The organism is Micromonospora sp. DT233, from assembly GCF_049841815.1.
Taxonomy (GTDB): domain Bacteria; phylum Actinomycetota; class Actinomycetes; order Mycobacteriales; family Micromonosporaceae; genus Micromonospora.
The window spans coordinates 159,567-178,597 of sequence record NZ_JBNCLB010000011.1; the positions used below are offsets into that span (position 1 = coordinate 159,567).

Sequence of the window (19,031 nt, forward strand, 5' to 3'; positions counted from 1 at the left end):
CCACGACGTCGGCAGGGGCGGTCGGCCCGGCGGTCGCACGGTCACATTCGCGGGAAGCTGGCTCACGTAGGCACCGGGTCTTCCGCCCCGGCCCACGGGTCGACCGCAGGCGGATCCTTCGACCGCCACGGATTCGACGCGGCGGTTGGATCCGCCGCGTCGGCGTCGGGCTCGGGGTCCGGCGGCCGCCACACGGCCTCACCGGAGGTTCCGGCGAAGAGGTGCACGAGCACGCGGTGGACGGAGATCTCGTCCAGCGGCTCCCCGGGCGCCGACCCGCTCAGGTACGCGGTCAGCTCCGGATCGGGGGCCAGGCCGTAGTTCTCCAGGTAGTAGGTGCTCGCGTCGCTCCAGACCCAGCAGCCGTCGGTGCGCAGGTGCAGCGGCACCACGTCGCCGCGTTCGGGGCTGAGCACGTCGGTCATCGCGGCGCTGCTCCAGGTGATCACCACGGCCGAGCGCAGGGCGTCGAGCAGCCGGTCGCGTTCGACGCCCTCGGCGATCACGGGGCGGTTCGTGGTGAACCAGGGGCCCCGGACGGGGTCCACCCCGTCGAAGACCCGGGCGGTCGTGATCGGCACCGCCGGCCGTGACGCCCACAGCAGGGCCCCGCAGGTGCGGGCCGACGTCTGGTAGAACGGCACGTCGAGCCCCGGCCAGCAGACCTCCACCTGGGCGTCGGGGTCGCCCGCGTCGGCCATGACCCGACGCAGCCGGACGGCCAGCGCGGGCATCGCCGCCACGGCGTCGTCGACGCTGACCACCGCGACGCGCACCGGTTGCTGCCACGGCCGCGCGGGCGGCGGCATCCGCCACGCCTGCCAGAGCGCGCGTACGCCGGGAAGGCCCGCCGCCTCGGCCACCAGCGCCCGTTCCACCGGGTCGAGGTTGGCCAACGGCTCGGCGGTACGGTCCAGCGGCCGGGTCACCAGGTCGGGGTCGTCCTCGCCGTCGGGCAGGGCCGAGAGGAACTGCCACGGGGTCGGCGCCCGCTCGCCGCGCAGCTCCTCCAGCGCCAGCGCGAGTTCCGGGTCCCCGCCGCCCCGGAGCAGCTCGACCCGCAGCAGCCCGATCTCGTCGGCGGCCAGTTGCAGCGGCTGCGAGACCGCCTCGAAGGCCACCGCCTGCGCGACCTCCGCGCGACGGCCCTCGGCGAGCCAGTCGCGCAGGCCGGTGAGCAGCCCGTCCTGCAAGGTTCCGGAGAGCCGCAGCAACAGCACGTGCAGGTTTCCCTCGGCCACCTCGTCACGGTCGTCGTCCCGCTCGGTGTCCGGTGACAGCTCCACGTCCACGGTCACCTCCCTCCTCTCCCCCGCCCTGGTCCATCTGTGGCACGTCCCCGGCGACCGGCAGGGTTCACCGGGGCGCGGATGTCGTCGGCTACTTGTGCCGCCACCACGACTCGGTGCTGGTGCGGTCGTACTTCTGGAAGATGGTGTTGACCTGCCGCCCGTGCACGATCATCCCGGCGTACCAGGTGCGGGCGACGTAGTTGAACGGGCCCATGTCGACCCTGCCGACCTCGCGGGCGTGGGAGACGCAGAAGTCGAAGACGTCGCGGCAGAACTCCAGGACGGTCTCCCGCCGCCCACCGGCGATCCCGGCGTTGAGCAGGTGCATGCCGCGGTTGGCCGACATGAACTCCAACAGGGTGGGGCTGCCGCCGTGCTGGTACACCATCCACGGGATGCACAGCGGCTTCTCCTCGTCGCCCAGGTACAGCCGGTCGTCCATCTCCGGGAAGGGGTCGCGCAGCAGCTCCACGTCGGTGCCGTCGACGCACCACACCTGGTCGATCTCGGGGTGTTCGCGCAGGTAGCGCCAGTAGCAGAGCCAGCGGTGGAAGTACGGCGAGCCGCCCGCGCCGCCGGCGGGCACCCGCACGTGCGTCACCAGCTCCGTGTCGGCGACGTCGAGGCAGTCGTGCAGCACCACCAGCCGGCGGCCGTGCCGCTCGACGGATTCGCGCAGCTCGTCGAGCTGGTGGTAGTCCGGCGTCCAGGTCACGCCGCGCTGCGGGTCAGGCTGCGCCGTCAGGTACGTGGTCAGGACCACGCCGTTCGTCGCCGCCGCGCCCACCGCCCGGGGACGGAACTCGCGGTACTCCGCCGACCGGTAGCTCGCCTCGGAGCGCGTCTTGAGGGCCCGTACCAGGTGGAAGCGCTCGGCGTCGGAGACGCTGGAGCCGACGCTGCGGCGCTCGTCGCAGCTGTGGATGAGCTCCTCGCTGCCCACCACGTCGGCGAAGCGGAACGAGGTCAGGCCGGCGTTGTAGATCCGGTTGGAGATGTCGACGTGTTCGTAGCCCCACCGCCCGTACCGGGTGTCGTACCCGCCGACGCGGTCCAGCACCCGCCGCTCGAAGTAGAGCATGCACCCCCGGGGATGGGTGTACGCCCGGTGCCGCTCGTCGCGGTAGATCTCCGTGGAGTCGGTGAGCCGGCCCATCGGGGTGTCTATGAACATGTACATCAGGTGCGGCTCTGGGCTCTCCACGTACGGCCGTTCCCATCCGTCGACCAGCGGCCAGCAGTCGTCGTCGAAGAGGAACAGGTGGGTGCAGCCCTGCTCGACCAGCAGCTCCAGGCACTTGTTCTTGGCCCGCGCGATGCCCACGTTGGTGTCGAAGCGGAAGGTCGCCTCCTCCACCGGCTCGGCGCTGGCGTCGTCGACCACGACGATCGCGGCGCCGGAGGGCGCGTGCTTACGGATCGCCTCCAGCGCCCTGCGCAACACGACGCCCCGGTTGTGCGTCGTGATCCCGATGCCCACGCTGGGAAAATCGGCCTCCTGCGGGCCCACGGTGGGAAGGTCGGTGTCCCGCGTACCCATGATGGGTAGGTCGGTGTCCTGCATGCCCACCTCTTCGGTCGGGGCGTCGCGACCGCCGGCGCGGTGCCGGCCGTGACGCGGTGCTTCTCCGGTCGTCCACCTGGGTCACGGTGGCGCGGTGGCACCGGGTTCACCGTCCGCCCGGCGGAGTGCGCGACGGGGCGCAGGGTAGGGATAACCCTCCCCACCTCCAGGGGTGGCCCCCCACCCGATCAGGGACGGCCCTGTATCGAAAGAGGGCTGGTCGGCGGCATCGTCGGGGGCATGACCGAACGAGTGCAGAGCACGCGACGGGCGAGCGCCGGGGACGGCGACCGTCGCCTCCACGACCTGATGGGCACCTACCAGCGGTCCCTGTTGAAGTACGCGCAGCAGCTCACCGGAGGCGACACCGCACGCGCCGAGGACGTCGTGCAGGAGGCGTTCCTGCGGGCGTGGACGCACATCGACCGGCTCACCGACGACCGTGGTTCGGTGCTGGGCTGGCTGCGCCGGGTGGTGCACAACCTGGTGATGGACGGGTACCGCGCGCAGAAGGCCCGCCCGACCGAGGTGGAGATCGAGAACGCCGGTGCGGTGGCCGCGCCGGACCTGACGACCGACGTGGTGAACGCCGTCTTCGTCGAGCAGGTCCTCAACGGGCTGTGGCCGCAGCACCGCGACGCCCTGGTGGAGACGTACCTGAAGGGTCGGACCGCGGCCGAGGTCAGCGCGGCGCTCGGCGTCCCGGTGGGGACGGTCAAGAGCCGGGTGCACTACGCCGTACGCGCGGTCCGGGCGGCCCTGGCCGACCCGCCCGACCGGGGCGAGCGGGTCCTCGTCGCCGCCTGAGCGGCGGGGACGGCCGCTGCCTATAGTGGCCTGGTGCGCCGCCCGCCGGAGCGAGTCGAAGAAGCCGCCCCCGTGCCGGGCCCGCCCCAGGACGTGGCACGGGTGGTGGAGGCGGTGCACGCCCTGCCGGGGCCCCCGCCGCCGGATGTGCAGGCCAGGGCCCTGGTCCGGGCGCTCGGCGAGTGCCTGGACGCCGAGTCGGTCAGCATCGACCTGTGGCTTGCTCTTCCGCCGGCCGACGACCCGGGCGCGCCGGCGGCCCGGGAGGACGTGCGGGAATACCACTGGGACCGTCCCGACGCCGACCGGGCGGCCCGCCGGGACGGGGCGTCGATCCGGCTCTACGACGACGAGCGCTTCCTCGCCGAGGTCACCGTAGCGCCGCCGCGGGCCGGCGAGCGGCTGCGCCGGTGGCCCGAGTTGCGCACCGCCACCGGCCTGCTGCTGTCGGACATCGATGCCCAGCTGCGCGCCGCCGACGCCCGGAGGCTGACCGGCGGCAGCATCGCCCTGCTGGCCGACGCCCGGTCGCGGGCCGCCGGGGAGATCGAGCGGCAGCGCTACCAGCTGGAGCGCGACCTGCACGACGGGGCCCAGCATCACATGGTGGCGCTGCAGATGTCGCTGGCGATGGTCGAGCACCAGCTCGGGGCGGGCAGCACGACCGAGGCCGTCCACCACCTCGACCGGCTGCGTCAGCTCCTCGCCAGCACCGAGGAGGTCCTGCACACCACGGCGACGGGGCTGCTGTCGCGGCCCTTGGCCGAACACGGCCTGGTGGCCGCGCTGCGGTCCCGACTGGACCCGCTGGAGACGGTCGCCCTGGACGTCGACCCGCTGCTGACCGGCCGACGCTACCCGGCGGAGGTGGAGAGCACCGTCTACCTGGCCTGCCTGGAGGCGATCAGCAACGCCCACAAGCACGCCCCGGGGGCCGAGGTCACCCTGACGCTGCGCACCACCGTGCAGGGCCTGTGCTTCGAGGTGGCCGACACCGGGCCGGGTTTCGCCACCGGCGGGCCGATGCCGCTGCGCTACCTCGCCGCCCGGCTGGAGTCCGTCGGGGGCACGCTGAGCGTCCGGTCCGGGCCGGGCGAGGGCACCCGGGTAACCGGTTTCGTCACGATCTGAGCCAAGTGGCCGGTCGGTCGCCGCCGGTCGGTCGCCGCCGGTCAGCCGTCGCCGTCGGTCAGCAGCCGCTCGCAGGCGCGGACCAGCAGCGCGCAGGTGCCGCGCACCTGCGGGCGCGACTCGGGCGACAGGGACTGGGCCCGCCACACCGCCAGCGCCCGGCCCGCTGCCCGGCGCACCTGCTCCGCGTCGGCGTCGCCGGGCAGGCCAAGGCGGGACCGGGGGTCCGGGCCGTGCGCGCCGAGCAGCCGCAGGGCGTCGTCGTGCCCCCGGGGCAGCCGGACCCGCCCCTGCAACGCCTGCAACAGGTCCAGCTCCGCCACCTCGTACGCGCCCGCCACGGCCGCCTCCACCGCGTGCGCGAACTCGTCCTCCCAGCCACCGACGGCACGGCGGGCCAACAGGGCGCGCAGGGCCCAGCGGGCGGCCAGCGCCCCGCTCGACGCCGGCAGCCGCAGCCGCAACGCCTCGTCGACGGCACGTACGCCCTCGGGCGTCGGCTGCCAGTCGACGACCGCGTCGCTCATCGTCGCCAGCCACTGCCGCGACCCGGGGCTCCCGGCGGCGCCCTGGCGCATCGCGCAGACCACCACCGGTGAGAAGTCGCCCCGGTCGGGGGCCCGCAGCACGGTGAGCAACTCCGACTCCGCCGTGCTGGCCGGGCCGCCCAGCGCCAGCAGGACCGCGTCGGGCAGCCCGTACGGCTCCTCCGACCAGCGGCGCAGCCGCATCGCGAGGTCGGCGTCGACGCGGTCGCGGCGGTGCAGCAGCCGTAGCCCGCGCAGCGCGTCGGAGGGGACCTCGACCAGGAGCCGGTCCAGGCCGGCGACGGCCTGCGGCCAGGCGACCCCGGAGGCGTCGGGGAGCCGGACCCCGCGCCCGCCGCCCGCCGGCTCCAGCGTGATCCGCCGGTACGGCCCGTGCTCGTACCAGGTGGGGACCGCGCACGACGGCCCCGGTGCCACCCGGTCGTCGCCCTCGGGGAGGTCGCACAGCATCCGCAGCAGCTGCTCCGCCTGCGCCCCGAGCACCAGCACCCGGGCCCGGCGGTCCTGGCGGGCGAGGGCGACCCGCACCGGCACGCTCCGCGCGCAGGCCGCCCCGCGCTCGGCCAACTGGGCGAGCAGGTGGCGCACGCAGGCGGCGGGGGTGGCGTCGTTCGCGGTGGCGTCACCCGAGGGCCCGGCCGGCGCGGCCGCCCCGGCCGGCTGCGATGCGGGGGGCCGCGCCGGCTCGGGCCGCCCCCGGCCGAACCGCTCCGGCAGCCGGATGTCCACCACGGCCGCCGCCTCGTCCGAGGCCCGGTCGGCCGCCGCCTCGTCCGAGGCCCGGTCGATCGTGAGCCGCCCGCCGAGCGCCGCCAGCCGCCGGGAGTCGTCCCGCAGGACGGCGGCGACGCCGACGGGGTCGACCCGGGCCCGAGAGGCCCGGATCACCAGCACGTCGCCGTCGCGGGAGAGCTCGACGGAGATCGGCTCGTCGCCGCCCGAGGCGTTCAGCGCCACCACCGCCGAGGCGGCCGCCTGGTAGAGGGTGGACTCGATCTCCCAGCCCTGACGCCGGCCGAGTTCGCCGTGGAAGACCACCGGCACCGCCAGCGCCGCGGCGATCTCCTCCAACGCCGCGGCGACCCCGCTGCCCCGCAGGACCTGCGGATACACGCCGCGCACCACGGTCCGGAAGCCCTCGATCATCTCGTGCAGGCCGGCGCGGATGGTGGCGGCGATCGCCTCCGCCTCGGGCGCCTCGGCGGTCAGCGCCTCGCCCAGGGCGTCGGCACGGGCCAGGATCTGCCGTAGCTGCCGGTCCGGCGTAGCGGTCACCGCCGTGGCGAGCCGGTCCCGCTCCACGGCCTGGACCGCCGAGAGCTCCAGCCGTACGACGTCGGCCTGCCGGGCCGCCCGGTCGGCCCGGATCCGGGCGGCCGTGGCCGCCGCGCGGTGCCGGGTCAGGCGCAGCAGCAGCCCGACGCAGACCGCCGTCTCGCCCAGCAGGGTCGCCGGCTCGGGCCAGGGCTCGGGCCGCTCCCGGTCGGCCAGCACCAGCATTCCGTGCCGCGCCCCGCCGTCGCGCACGTCCACGGTCGCGGCGACGCCGGCGGTGGCCAGCAACTCGTCGGGGTCGTCGGCCCGGTCCGGCAACGCCGGGCCCTCCTCCCGGGGCCCCCGCTGCCAGGCGACGACGGGGTGCCACCCGGGGCCGCCGTCGTCGTCGCCGGCCGGCACCCACAGCGCCGCGTACCCCACCCCGTAGGCGCGGCCGAGGTCCCGCACCAGCTTCCACACCACCAGCCGGTAACCGCCCAGACCGTCGTCCGGACCGTCGTGCGACCCGGCACCGCCGCCCAGGCCGACGGCGGGCAGCTCGTCGGTCGGGATCAGCCGGGCCAGGACGGCGAACGGCCCGTCGCTGCGAGGCGGGTACGCGGACGGGCTGGCGGGCACGCGCCTAACCCGCCGTCCGGTCCGACCGCAGGTACGCCAGTACGGCCAGGACGCGGCGGTGGTGCGCCGTGGGCTCGGTGGAGAGCTTCAATTTGGTAAAGATGCTGGCGATGTGCTTCTCGACCGACTTGACCGAAAGGAACAGCTCCGTGGCGATTCCGGTGTTGGAGCGGCCCTCGGCCATCAGCCGCAGCACGGCGCGCTCCCGGTCGGTGAGGCCGGCCAGCGAGTCGCGGGCCTGCGGGCTGGGCCGGTCGACCAGCTTCCCCGCCAGGGCCGGCTCGATCACGAGCTCGCCGGCGGTGATGCGCACGAGCGTGTCGGCCAGCACGGCGACCCCGGCCACCTGGTCCTTGAGGCGATAGCCGATCCGCTCGGTGCCGATCTCCAGCAGCCGGTAGAGGTAGTGGGCCTCGGCATGCTGGGAGAGCAGCAGCAAGCCCACGTCGGGGTGTTCCCGGCGGACCCGCTGGGCGGTGTCCAACCCGCCGTCGAGGCCCGGTGGCATCCGGATGTCCATGATGGCCACGTCGACCGGGTGATCGGCCAGCAGGTCGAGCAGTTGGTCGCCGTCCTCCACGCAGCCGACGACCTCGTGGCCGGCGGCGGAGAGCAGCAGTTGCAGCCCTTCCCGGAACAGTGCGCCGTCGTCGGCGACCGCGACCTCCATGCTGACCTCCTGGCATCGGCACCCGTCACCGCGGAGCTACCGTCGTAGCGACGTATCGTGCAGGGTGCGCCTTGATCGGTGGGAGCGCGCTCGATTATGGAACACGGTGACGATCTTGGACGAGGGTGGCTGGATGTACGGGGTCGGCGTCGATTTGGGCACGAGCTTCGCCGCCGCGGCGGTGGCACAGGCCGGAGCCCTGGACATGGTGCGGCTCGGCGGGCAGGCGGTGGTGAGCCCGTCGGCCGCATACCTGCACGAGGACGGCAGGCTGCTCACCGGCGAGGCCGCCGACCGCCTCGGTCGGGAGGACTCCAGCCGGGTGGCCCGGGAGTTCAAGCGTCGCCTCGGCGACCCCACGCCGATGATCCTCGCCGGCGCGCCGTACTCCCCCACCGCCCTGATGGCCGCGCTGCTCAGCTCGGTCATGGAGAGCGTGACCCAGGACCGGGGCGGGCCGCCCGACCACATCGTGCTGACCCACCCGGCGGTCTGGGGCCCCTACCGGCGGGAGCAGTTCGCCGCCATCCCGCCCCTGGCGGGCCTGCCGCGACCCGAGGGCGCGGAGCCGGGCCAGCCGACGATCCAGACGGTCACCGAGCCGGTGGCCGCGGCGACCTACTACTGCTCCACCCACCCCCTGCCCGCCGACGGCCTGCTGGCCGTCTACGACCTGGGCGGGGGGACCTTCGACAGCGCGGTCGTGCGCAACGGCAAGGGTGGCCTGGAGATCGTCGGCATCCCCGAGGGCATCGAATGGCTCGGTGGCGCCGACTTCGACCAGGCGATCCTGGACCACGTCAACCGCCAGTTGGGCGGCGCGATCAACAGGCTGGACCCGGCCGATCCGGGCACCACGGCGCTGCTGGCGGCGGTCCAGCGCGAGTGCGTGCTGGCCAAGGAGGCGCTCTCCACCCGGCTGCAGGCGGACGTCTCGGTGGCCCTGCCCGACGGCGTCCGGCGCGTGACCATCACCCGCGAAACCTTCGAGAAGACGATCACGCCGTCGCTGGACGCCACGGTCGAGGCGTTCCGGCGCACCCTGACCAACGCCGGCATCACCCCGCAGGACCTCACCGCCGTCCTGCTCGTCGGCGGCTCCTCGCAGATCCCGCTGGTCGGCGAGGTGCTGCGGGACACCCTGCGGCTGCCCATCCTGATCAACACCCATCCGAAGCACGCGGTCGCGCTGGGCGCCGCCATGCTCAGCGCGGAAGCCCTGGCGACCCGCCGCGCCCCGGCCGCCGCCGCCCCGGCCGCCCCGGCCGTCCCCGCTCCCGCTCCCGCGCCGGCTGCCGCCCCCGAGCAAGCCGCCGCCGCGCCCGCCCCCGAGCAAGCCGCCCCCGCGCCCACCCCCGAGCAAGCCGCCCCCGCGCCCACCCCCGAGCAAGCCGCCCCCGCGCCCACCTCCAAGCGAGCCGCGCCCGCGCCCGCCCCCAAGCGAGCCGCCGCGCCCGCACCGCAGCGACCCGCCGTCGGCGCGCTGCCGTCGAGAGCCCTCAAGGCCCACGCCGCACCGGCCGACGACTCCGACGAGTCGACCGTGCCCACGCCCGGCCCGGTGGTGCCGGCGACGGCCCGGAGTCGAACACGCTCGCGCTACGTCCTGCTCCCCGCGATCGTGGTGATCCTCGCCATGCTGGCGGCGGGGGCCTACGTGGCCCTGCCCCAGCTCTGGGGCGAGGGCTCCGACGACTGCGGCAGCACGAACGCGGCGCTCTACCGCCCGGCGACCGCCTCGTCGACGAAGGGCCTCGCCTTCCCGGCCGGCAACGTGGTCGACGGTGACCCCGCCACCCGCTGGAGCAGCGGCCCCGGCGACCCGCAGTGGCTCCAGGTCGACCTGGGCAGCAGGGCCGACGTGTGCGGCATCTCGATCCACTGGGCGGACGCCCACGCGACGGCGTTCGAGGTCCAAGTCTCCGCCGACGCCGCGAACTGGACCCGCGTCTGGTCCACCACGACCGGCAAGGGCGGCACCCAGCACCTCACCGTCGCCGGTACCGGCCGCTACGTCCGGATGCACGGCACCGCCCGGTCGGGCGGCTACTCGATCTCCGAGTTCGAGGTCCGGATCCCCGAGGGCGCGGCCACCACCGTCGCGCTGCCCGGCCCCGCGGGCTCGAACGACGCCCGCCCGACCACGCCGAAGCCCAGCCGGCCCTCCGCCAGCAGGCCCGCCCCGTTCGCGGCGAGCCCGACCAAGTCGAAGTCACCCTCGCCCTCGCCCCCGGCCCCGGCCCGCCCGACCCCGACGCGGGGCAAGCCGGCTCCCCCCACCACCGGGGTGCTGCGCAACGTGGCCACCGGGCTCTGCGCGGACAGCGACGACAACCCGGCGGTGGCGGTCAACGGGGTGGCCCTGGGCGGGCATGCCTTCTCCGCCCGATGCAGCGGCGGGTCCAGCCAGCGGTGGCGGGAGGGGAAGCTGCTGAGCAGGGACACCGTCCCCGGCCCCGGCTGGTACCGGCTCCTCGACGAGCTGACGGGCTTCTGCCTCGACAGCGGCGACGACGGCTCCGTCTACACCCTGCCGTGCGCCAACCCGAATCCCTTCCAGACCTGGCAGCGGGTGGCCTACCCGCGCCCGGCCAGCGGGGCGGCACCCTCCGGCGCGGTGGTCGCGTACCGCAACCTGAAGACCGACCGGTGCCTGAGCATCTCCGGGTCGGACAAGAAGCTGAAGACCCTGCCGTGCCCGTCGGACAACAAGTGGCCGACCCACATGATGTTCCGGCGCTGACCGGGCGACGACGAGGACGCCGACCCCCCGCACCGGGGTCGGCGTCCTCGTTCACCGGGCCGCTGCACCGCCCTGCTCAGCACGGGACGGCGGGGCGGTTCAGACCCGGGTGACCCGCACCGCGTCGGCGATGACGTAACCGGCGGCGTTGGTCCAGCGGCTCACGCCGACCAGGTCACGGTCGCCGGCGGCGAGGTTGAAGGTGCCGATCGAACGCCACGCCCCGCCGCCGCTGCGCTGGTCCACGTTCACCGTCTGGGTGCCGGCGGCGGTGACCACCACGTGCGGGGCGGCGCTGTTGTAGCCGGCGTCGGCCGGGTACCACACGTCGACGCGGTGGTTGCCCGACGCCGGGATGTTCACCTTGAACCAGGCGGCGTCGCTGGAGAGCACCGGGTTGGCGAAGCGGTACTCGGTGCCGTAGCGCTGCCCCGAGTACGCCGAGGAGGACCAGTTGGCGCTCGCGGTGAAGCGGCCCGCGGTGGCGTTGTCCACGATGGTGCTGAACGACGTCGGCGGCGGGGTGGTGCTGCCCAGCCCCAGGTAGGCGGCGATGCCCTGGGCGTGGGCGCGCGCGACGGCGGTGATGAAGTCGGCGCGCTTGAGCAGGTTGCTGTCGGCGACCGAGTCGATGAAGAGGTTCTCGGTCAGGACCGCCGGCATGGTGGTCTCGCGGAGCACGTGGAAGTTGGCGCTCTTCTGCCCACGGTCGGTCACCGAGCCGACCGTCCGCATGGCGGCGATGATCCGCGGGTGGAGGGCGTTGTGCAGGCCGATGTCCCCCGATCCCGCCGTGGTGTACCGGTAGCTCTCGAAGCCGGTGCCGCCGCCGGAGTTGATGTGGACGCTCACGAAGATGCTCGCGCCCCAGGCGTTGGCGTCGTCCGTGCGGTAGGCCAGGCTGCGGGTAATGTCGGTGGTACGGGACATCCGTACCTCGACGCTGTAGTTGGCCAGCAGGATGTCGCGGACCTGGAGCGCGATGGCGAGGGTGAGGTTCTTCTCCTGCAGGCCGTTGCCGCCCGCGCCGGGGTCGGTGCCGCCGTGGCCGGGGTCGATGTAGACCTTGGGCAGGGCGGCCTGCGCGGGGCCCCCCAGGAGCAGGGGCGCGGCCAGCGCGCCGGTCGCGGCGGCGAGCAGGGTACGGCGGCGCATGGCGGAGTTACCGAAACTGGACATCGATGCCTTTCGACTGCGGATGTAAGGGGTGTGCCGGGCTCGGTGCCGGGCGCTCAGACCCGGGTGATGCGGACCGCGTCGGCGATGACGTAGCCGGTGGTGCTGGTCCACCGGCTCACGCCCACCTTGTTGCCGGCCCCCGCCGCCAGCGTGAAGACCCCGATGGAGACCCACCGGCCGCCGTTGGCGCTCTGGTTGACCCGCACGGTCTGGGTGCCGCCGGTGGCGGCCACGACGTACGGGGTCGAGGTGTTGTAGCCGGCGACGGCGGGGTACCAGACCGAGACCTCGTAGCTGCCGGTGGTGGGCAGGTTCGCGGCGTACCAGGCGACGTCGCTGACGGCGGCGGGGCTGGCGTAGCGGTAGTCGGGGCCGGTGCGCTGGCTGGAGTACGTCGAGGTGCCCCAGTTCGCGCTCGCGGTGAACGCCCCCGAGGTGGTGTTGTCGATCGTCACGCTGAAGCCCTGCGACGGCGGCGGGTCCGGGATGGTGCTGGTCGAGACGTCGAGGTAGTTGCGGTCGATGTAGACCTGCACGCCGCCCCAGGTCTCGCTGGTGTCACCGGTGTACTGGTGGATGCGCTGGTGGTTGGCGTAGTAGGCGTCCGCGCAGTAGCTGCCGGCGTCGGTGTCGGCCACGCCGTTCCACCAGCCGATCCAGAGGTGGTCGAGGCGGGTGTAGCGGGTGTCGTTGTAGGCGTTGCAGACGTCCTTCACGCCGGAGGAGCCGCTGGAGTACATGCCGGAGAGGTAGCCCAGGGTGTGCAGCCGCTCGGTCCAGCCGGAGAGGTACGACAGCACCGCCGCCGTGCAGGACGCGCTCGACGGGTACTGCTCGATGTCGTTGTAGATCGCGCTGCCGGCGGGGATGCCCAGCGCCTTGGCCGCGTTCACCGCGGCGGTCGCCCGGGTGGCCCCCTGCGACCGGGCGGTGGCCGGGTCGTACGACATCTTCGGCGTGCGGGTGCCGCACGGCGCCTGGTTGTCGAGCTCGATCGGGGTGAGGTGCCAGCCGTTGTTGGTCTGGTTGGTCACCCAGGTCGCGGTCAGGTTGGCCTGCGTGCAGGAGCGGCTGGCGCCGCTGATGTAGATGCCGACCGCCCGGTACGGCGAGCTGTTGCGCCAGGTGTTCATGGTCGACTGCGCCGGGGCGGTGCAGGTGTCGAAGCCCTTGCCGGTGTAGGTGCCCGGCTGCGGGCCGGCGGCCAGCGGCGTCACCGGGGCGGCCTGCGCCGCGGCCCGCGTCACGTCCAGCGACGCCGGGGTGGCGCCCCGGCCGAGGCTGGCGGAGGCCAGGATGCGGCGGACCGTGGCCTCGGTGTCGGGCGTGTGCTCGGCGGTGACGAGCACCCCGGCGTCGCGGACGGCGAGCTGGATGGCGTCGTTGCGCGACGGCAGGTCGGCGGAGGTGGCCCGGCCCTTCGCGGTGATCGGCGTCTGCGCGGTGACCCGCGCGGCGGAGACGGCGTCGATCGGCTCGACGACCAGCCCGGCGGTCCGCCCGACCAGGTCGGTGGGGCAGCGCGGCTCGTCGCCGGGGTGGCCCAGGTAGATCGTGGGGCGGTCGAACCGGACGCACGCGTGCGGGTCGGCGGCGAGGTCCACGACCTGCCACTGCGCGGGCACGGTCAACTCCAGGCCCCGGTAGCTGACCGTCTGCCCGTCGGCGGGTGCCGCGAGGGTCGGGGCGGCGACCCCGGCCACGCCGACGGCGACGGCCGCCAGGCCGGCCATGATTGTTCCTATCCGCATGCGCGCCTCACTCAGGAAGAAGAAATTTGCCGACATGGGGGCTGATCTGCAAAATTTCTACCATCCCCGGCCGGCCAGATCTAGGGATGCGCGTCGATGAGTTTCGGACGGGCGCGCTGGTCGCCTCCGGTCCGGGGCCCGCCCGCCACCCCGCACTGCGCGATCCGTCGCGAGCGCGCCGGGCGGGCGGGCGGAAAGTTCGTCGAACGCGGGGCGCGGCGCTCCGCCTGTGATCTGCTGCAAGGGCGGCCGGGACGCACCTGGCCGCACGCCCGGAGGTGGTGCAGCGGTGGGCGACGCCGAGCCTTCGCACTCGTCGGCGGGTCGGGCCGTACGGCCCGACCCGAAGGACTCGTTCACCGAGTTCCGCCGACCGGTGCTGGTGCTGGTCCTCTGCACCGGCATCGCCGGCGTCCTCGACTCCTTCGCGTTCCTGCGCTACGGCGTCTTCGTCGCCAACCAGTCCGGCAACCTGATCCTCGTCGGCATCGGCGCGGTCGGCCGGTACCCGGACTGGCCGGCCGCCGTGGTCTCGGTGCTGGGGTTCGCCGCCGGGACGGCGACGGCCACCTGGCTACGGGCCGGACCGGGCCGCTGGTCACCCCAGTTGCGGGGCATCGCCGCCGCCGTGCTCACCACGGCCGGCTGGGCGGTGCTCAACGCCCTGCTCACCTACGGCCGGCACGGCGGCGCGGCCCGGGTCGTGCTGGCCGGCGTCGGCGGCGTCGCCATGGGCTGCCTGACCACGCTCTTCGTCCGCACCGCCGGGGTCGCCAGCACCATCACGTACCAGTCGGGCACGGTGGCCAAGACCGGCGAGCGGATCGCCACCTGGCTCGCCGGGCCGAGCGCCGACCGGGGGCGGTCCCGGCGGGCCCTGCTGCTCGGGCTGGCGGGGCTGGTCGCCTACGCCGTCGGGGGCGGCATCGGGGCGCTGGCCCAGCAGCGACCCCTCTGGGTGCCGGCCGGGGCGGCCCTGGCCCTGGCGGTGGTCACCCTCACCCTGGCCCGCCCGCCCGGCCGCCGGCCCTGACGTCCGCGCGGGGCACCGGCGGGCCGCCGACCCGGCCCGCGTCGCCGGAGCGGAGGGCGGGTCAGCGCACCTGGGTCGCCGGGCGGACGTCCTGCACGAAGCTCTCCGCGCGGTCGACGCCGTAGCGGCCGAGCACGTCCAGCACCGCCGCCGCGGCGTCGGGGTCGGTCAGCACGTCGACGCGGATGCGTTCCAGCAGATCCTGCTCCTGCCAGTAGCCGCGCGGCAGCGCCCGCGCCGGCGGCTCGACGGTGGCGACCGTCGCGTCGGAGACGACCACGGCGCTGGCTCCCGCCTCGCGCAGCGCGTCGCGCAGCTCCCGGGTGGTGGGCAGCCGGGCCGGGTCCAGCAGCGCGGTGACCAGCCGGGCCGGCCGGGTCGGATCGAGGGCCGGCCGATCGCCGGGCCGGTGCCGCCCGGTGCGCCCCGGCCGCCGCGACGCCCCCGCGCCGCTCAGCCCGGCGACGGCGCCCAGGTGGTACGCGTCGGCGCCCTGCTGGGCGCGGTCGAGGCCGTCCTGGGTGTCCCGGGGGGCGCGCAGCCCGAGGACCGCCTGCACGGCGGCGGCGATGGCCCAGCTCAGCACGAAGGAGAAGGCCACCACGGCGACCACGCCGACGAACTGGTGCCAGAGCAGGGCGCCGCCGCCGCCGAAGAGGAGCCCGTCGACGCCGAGCGGGTTGACGCCGCTGTCGCCGAAGAGGCCCAGCAGCAGCGAGCCGAGCATGCCGCCGACGAAGTGCACCGCGAGGACGTCCAGCGCGTCGTCGAGGCGGAGCAGGTACTTCAGCCGCAGCGCGGTGTGGCAGACCAGGCCGGCGAGCGCACCGATCGCGATGGCGGAGAGCGTGTTGACGTACCCGGCGGCCGGGGTGATCGTGGCGAGCCCCGCGACCGCGCCGGAGACGCTGCCCACGACGGTGCTGTGGCCGTCCTTGAGCCGCTCGGCGACCAGCCAGACCAGCATGCCGGCCGCCGCCGCGAGGTGCGTGTTGAGCAGCGCCTGGGCGGCCACCCCGTTGGCCTGTAGGCCGTCGCCGCCGTTGAAGCCGAACCAGCCGAACCAGAGGATTCCCGCGCCGAGGACGGTCAGCGGGATCGAGTTGGGCGGGGTGGCGGCGTGCGGCCAGCCCCGACGCCGCCCGACGACCAGCAGGACGCCCAGGACGGCGGCGCCCGCCGAGGCGTGCACCACCAGCCCGCCCGCCCAGTCCTGGGTGCCGAAACGGGCCAGCCAGCCGTCGGGGTGCCAGAGCCAGTGCGCGACCGGCGCGTAGACCACGATCGACCAGAGCGCGAGGAAGACCGCCCAGCCCAGGAACCTCAGCCGGCCGGCGGTGGCCCCGGTGACCAGCGCGGGGGTGATCACCGCGAACATCATCTGGTACGCCACGAAGGCCAGGGTCGGAATGGTCACCTGGTTGGCGACCACGTGCAGGTTCGGCGCGGGCGGCACCCGCAGGTCGGTCAGCCCGAACAGCTCGAGGTTGCCGAACAGGCCGCTGCCGGCGTCGTCGCCGAAGGCGATGGTGTAGCCGACCAGCACCCAGGTCAGGCTGACCACGCCCAGGGCGACGATGTTCTGCTGCAACATCGCCAGCACGTTGCGGGTGCGGACCATCCCGGCGTAGAAGACGGCCAGGCCGGGGGTCATGAAGAGCACCAGGCCGGCGCAGACCAGCACCCAGGCGGTGTCGCCTGCGTTCACCGCGTCCTGTGCGAGCACGGGGCTCACCTCTCTTCCGCGTACGGTCGGATGGTCCGCTTCACCGCGGAGACGACGGTCTCCCTGATGCGTGCGCGGTCGGGCAGCGGCCCGAAGTGCCGCCGGGGCAGCAGCAACAGCCAGGTGGCGATGTTGAACGGCCCGGTCAGCACGGGCACGGCCAGCGGGGTGAGCACCGTGGCCAGGGCCACCTGGACGAAGAGCGTCAGGGCGATCCCGAAGAGGGTGTACGCGGTCACCAGCGCGCCGGGGCGGTGCAGCACCGCGCCCACCGCGATCGCGGTCAGCACCGCGTTGAAGCCGTAGAGGCCCTTGTCCAGCGATGCCCCGTCGGCGCCGAACCAGAGCGCCAGCAGGGTCGCCCCCACGGTGCCGAGCACCGCGAAGGCCGCCGAGGCGCGCGAGTTGAGCAGCAGGGCGGCCAGGATGAGCAGCCCGGCGACCCAACTGTTGATCAGGAAGACCTGGGAGACGCCCCGCAGGAAGGTGGGAACGAGGTCCCAGTCGAACCGGCCGCCGGCCACCGGGCCCTCGCCGGGGAACTTCGGCGTCGTGCCGGTCAGCACGGTGAAGCGGTCGAACTGGTACGCCCCCAGCAGCAGCACCCAGGTGGTGAGCACGAACGGCATGGTGAAGGCGGTCAGCCCCCAGGTCTGGAAGACCGCGTTCAGCGCCAGGGTGACCACGGTGGTGGCCGCCGCGCCGAGCACCAGGTAGAGCCACATCAGCGGCCGGTCGTCGAGGAACGTCGGCACGGCGAGCCCGGTCAGCACCGGGCTGAAGCCGTACAGCCCCTTGCGCCAGGAGTCCAGGTCCACCCGCAGGACGAGCGCCGTGACCGTGCCCACGACCAGGCCGAGCACGGCCCCGCCGAAGACCCGCGGCTGGCCCTGCTCGACCGCGCCCCAGGCGAGTGCGGCGAGGATGAGCAGGCCGCTGACCGGGTTGTTCTGGAAGACCACCTGCGCGGGCCCGCGCAGGCAGGCGTCGACGAACCCGATCAGCGGGTTGTGCTCGCGCAGCCGGTTCCAGCCCCGGACGGCTGATGTCATGGCCTGCTCCTTCGTGGCGTCAGCGCCAACTGAACGGGGGCGGGAAGGTGTGGCCGGTGACCTCTTCGCGGGCGGCGACGCAGAAGGCGCGCACCGCCGCGCGGACCGGCTCCGTCTCCTGCCCGAGGACCTTGAAGATGAGCCCGGCGTCGTTGGGCAGCCGGCTGACGGCGCTGGCCAGCGGGGTCCGCTCGTCCCAGACCGGCGCGGCGGTGCGGGCGTAGACCCGCGCGGCCCGCTCGGGGTCGGTGAGCAGCACGACGTTGCCGAAGAGGTGGAAGCGGTCCATCATCCCGACCCGCTGCACGCCGAAGCGCCCGGGGGCGACCACGAACTTCTCGGTGAACAGCCGCCGGCCGTCGGGGCGCCGCGCCCGCAGGGTCGAGGAGTACAGGTCGTAGGCGAAGAGCTCGCCTTCGCGGTAGTGCTTGCGCCCCGGCTGCAACACCTCGGCGTAGAGCATGGTCGCGCTGGGCGGCAGCCGCACCCGGGTGTCGGTGACGAAGCGACTGCCCCGGTACGGGATGGTCGGCTCGGGAAGGTACTCCAGGTACGCGTCGTCGGCGAGGGTGAAGCGCTGGGACTGCGAGCCGAAGTTCGCGTCCATCTCCTGGATCTTGGTGGCGGCCTGGGTGACCAGGTGTGCCTGGCTGCCCGGCCCCAGGTCGACGTCGATGCGCAGCCGGTCGCCCTGCAACACCCCGCCGGAGGTGGTGAGGATCATGACGCAGGGCAGCTGCGGCATCGCCTCGTCCCAGTACAGCGCCCGCTGCACCAGCAGCGGCGACTGCCGGTAGAGCTCGGCGAGGATCGTCCGGTCGCCGCGCCGGGCGAACCCGAGCCGCAGCACCCCCACCTTGCCGTTGGACGCGGCGGGGAGCTGGGCCGGCTGGTCCTGGTACGGCACCAGCTCCCGCACCCTGTCCAGCGCCGTGTCCCACCCCGGGTCCCACCCCGGTGCCGGTGCCGTGTGCAGTGCCGTCATGCGACCACTTCGGCGTCGAAGAGCGCGTTGCGCCGCACCAACGAGACCAGTTCGTCGATGCCATCGCCGGTCTTGCAGTTGGTGAAGACCACCGGCTTGCCGTCGCGCATCAGCGCCGCGTCGTGCGCCATCACCCCGAGGTCGGCCTCCACGTACGGGGCCAGGTCGGTCTTGTTGACCACCAGGATGTCGGACTTGGCGATGCCGGGGCCGTTCTTGCGCGGGATCTTGTCCCCGGCGGCGACGTCGATGACGTAGATGAAGTAGTCCACCAGCGCCGGGCTGAAGGTGAGGGTGAGGTTGTCCCCGCCGCTCTCGATCAGCACCACGTCGCTGTCGGGGAAGCGGGCCTCCATGTCCTCCACGGCGGCCAGGTTCATGCTCGGGTCCTCGCGCACGGCGGTGTGCGGGCAGGCCCCGGTCTCCACCCCGATGATCCGCTCCTCGATCAGCACCCCGGTCAGCGCCCGCCGCACGTGCTTGGCGTCCTCGGTGGTCACCACGTCGTTGGTGACCACCAGGATCCGCAGCCCGTTGGCGACCAGTCGCGGCACCACCGCCTCGATGATCGCGGTCTTGCCGCTGCCCACCGGGCCGCCCACTCCGATCCGACTTGCCGACTTCATGACGTGACCTGTCCTTCGTAGAGAAAGA

The 19,031-nt window shown here is 74.0% G+C and carries 14 protein-coding genes; 4 read left to right on the top strand and 10 right to left on the bottom strand.

Features of this window, described 5'->3' with window-relative positions:
- Positions 1–62 precede the first annotated feature (62 nt).
- A complete protein-coding gene (locus ACLQ2V_RS21770; RefSeq protein ID WP_425720392.1) occupies positions 63–1,298 on the bottom strand; it encodes a hypothetical protein in 1,236 nt (411 codons plus the stop codon).
- A gap of 82 nt (positions 1,299–1,380) precedes the next feature.
- Positions 1,381–2,856 (bottom strand): glycosyltransferase family 2 protein, encoded by a 1,476-nt coding sequence (locus ACLQ2V_RS21775; RefSeq protein ID WP_425720393.1) that lies wholly within the window; start codon positions 2,854–2,856, stop codon positions 1,381–1,383.
- Positions 2,857–3,096: 240 nt separating this feature from the next.
- Between ACLQ2V_RS21775 and ACLQ2V_RS21780 the strand changes: the two genes are divergently transcribed.
- Positions 3,097–3,663, top strand: coding sequence for a sigma-70 family RNA polymerase sigma factor (locus ACLQ2V_RS21780; RefSeq protein ID WP_425720394.1), 567 nt, complete (start codon positions 3,097–3,099; stop codon positions 3,661–3,663).
- Positions 3,664–3,735: 72 nt separating this feature from the next.
- Entirely contained in the window at positions 3,736–4,794 is a 1,059-nt protein-coding gene (locus ACLQ2V_RS21785) for a sensor histidine kinase (RefSeq protein WP_425720395.1), read from the top strand.
- Positions 4,795–4,835: 41 nt separating this feature from the next.
- On the opposite strand, the gene ACLQ2V_RS21790 is transcribed toward ACLQ2V_RS21785, so the two are convergent.
- A complete protein-coding gene (locus ACLQ2V_RS21790) occupies positions 4,836–7,238 on the bottom strand; it encodes a hypothetical protein (RefSeq protein WP_425720396.1) in 2,403 nt (800 codons plus the stop codon).
- A 4-nt stretch (positions 7,239–7,242) separates the two neighbouring features.
- Positions 7,243–7,908 carry a response regulator transcription factor gene (locus ACLQ2V_RS21795; RefSeq protein ID WP_425720397.1) on the bottom strand — a complete coding sequence of 222 codons (666 nt, stop codon included), beginning with the start codon at positions 7,906–7,908 and terminating at the stop codon, positions 7,243–7,245.
- 106 nt (positions 7,909–8,014) lie between these two features.
- On the opposite strand from ACLQ2V_RS21795, the gene ACLQ2V_RS21800 reads away from it, so the two are divergent.
- Positions 8,015–10,651, top strand: coding sequence for an Hsp70 family protein (locus tag ACLQ2V_RS21800; RefSeq protein ID WP_425720398.1), 2,637 nt, complete (start codon positions 8,015–8,017; stop codon positions 10,649–10,651).
- 99 nt (positions 10,652–10,750) lie between these two features.
- On the opposite strand, the gene ACLQ2V_RS21805 is transcribed toward ACLQ2V_RS21800, so the two are convergent.
- Entirely contained in the window at positions 10,751–11,830 is a 1,080-nt protein-coding gene (locus ACLQ2V_RS21805) for an N-acetylmuramoyl-L-alanine amidase (RefSeq protein ID WP_425720399.1), read from the bottom strand.
- Between the two features lie 53 nt (positions 11,831–11,883).
- Positions 11,884–13,581: a glycoside hydrolase domain-containing protein gene (locus ACLQ2V_RS21810; protein ID WP_425720400.1), complete on the bottom strand. Its 1,698-nt coding sequence runs from the start codon at positions 13,579–13,581 to the stop codon at positions 11,884–11,886.
- A 289-nt stretch (positions 13,582–13,870) separates the two neighbouring features.
- Here ACLQ2V_RS21810 and ACLQ2V_RS21815 point away from each other — a divergent pair, with 289 nt between their 5' ends.
- A complete protein-coding gene (locus ACLQ2V_RS21815) occupies positions 13,871–14,614 on the top strand; it encodes a YoaK family protein (RefSeq protein ID WP_425720401.1) in 744 nt (247 codons plus the stop codon).
- 61 nt (positions 14,615–14,675) lie between these two features.
- On the opposite strand, the gene ACLQ2V_RS21820 is transcribed toward ACLQ2V_RS21815, so the two are convergent.
- The 4 genes from ACLQ2V_RS21820 to ureG are packed head-to-tail and all read right to left on the bottom strand — an operon-like array spanning position 14,676 to position 19,003.
- Entirely contained in the window at positions 14,676–16,340 is a 1,665-nt protein-coding gene (locus ACLQ2V_RS21820; RefSeq protein WP_425720402.1) for an ammonium transporter, read from the bottom strand.
- A gap of 5 nt (positions 16,341–16,345) precedes the next feature.
- Complete coding sequence (gene yut / locus ACLQ2V_RS21825; protein ID WP_425720403.1) at positions 16,346–17,392, bottom strand: urea transporter; 1,047 nt, start codon at positions 17,390–17,392, stop codon at positions 16,346–16,348.
- Positions 17,393–17,411: 19 nt separating this feature from the next.
- On the bottom strand, positions 17,412–18,377 hold the full coding sequence (locus tag ACLQ2V_RS21830) for an urease accessory protein UreD (protein WP_425720404.1): 966 nt from the start codon (positions 18,375–18,377) through the stop codon (positions 17,412–17,414).
- Entirely contained in the window at positions 18,374–19,003 is a 630-nt protein-coding gene (gene ureG, locus ACLQ2V_RS21835) for an urease accessory protein UreG (protein WP_425720405.1), read from the bottom strand. The genes ACLQ2V_RS21830 and ureG overlap by 4 nt, the downstream gene beginning before the upstream one ends.
- Positions 19,004–19,031 lie beyond the last annotated feature (28 nt).

What these genes read in the sequence shown, in the direction of transcription:
- ACLQ2V_RS21775 (WP_425720393.1), bottom strand. Translation starts at nt 2,856, where the DNA reads ATGCAGGACACCGACCTACCCATCATGGGTACGCGGGACACCGACCTT.
- ACLQ2V_RS21780 (WP_425720394.1), top strand. Translation starts at nt 3,097, where the DNA reads ATGACCGAACGAGTGCAGAGCACGCGACGGGCGAGCGCCGGGGACGGC.
- ACLQ2V_RS21810 (WP_425720400.1), bottom strand. Translation starts at nt 13,581, where the DNA reads ATGCGGATAGGAACAATCATGGCCGGCCTGGCGGCCGTCGCCGTCGGC.
- ACLQ2V_RS21805 (WP_425720399.1), bottom strand. Translation starts at nt 11,830, where the DNA reads ATGTCCAGTTTCGGTAACTCCGCCATGCGCCGCCGTACCCTGCTCGCC.
- ACLQ2V_RS21795 (WP_425720397.1), bottom strand. Translation starts at nt 7,908, where the DNA reads ATGGAGGTCGCGGTCGCCGACGACGGCGCACTGTTCCGGGAAGGGCTG.
- ACLQ2V_RS21830 (WP_425720404.1), bottom strand. Translation starts at nt 18,377, where the DNA reads ATGACGGCACTGCACACGGCACCGGCACCGGGGTGGGACCCGGGGTGG.
- yut (WP_425720403.1), bottom strand. Translation starts at nt 17,392, where the DNA reads ATGACATCAGCCGTCCGGGGCTGGAACCGGCTGCGCGAGCACAACCCG.
- ureG (WP_425720405.1), bottom strand. Translation starts at nt 19,003, where the DNA reads ATGAAGTCGGCAAGTCGGATCGGAGTGGGCGGCCCGGTGGGCAGCGGC.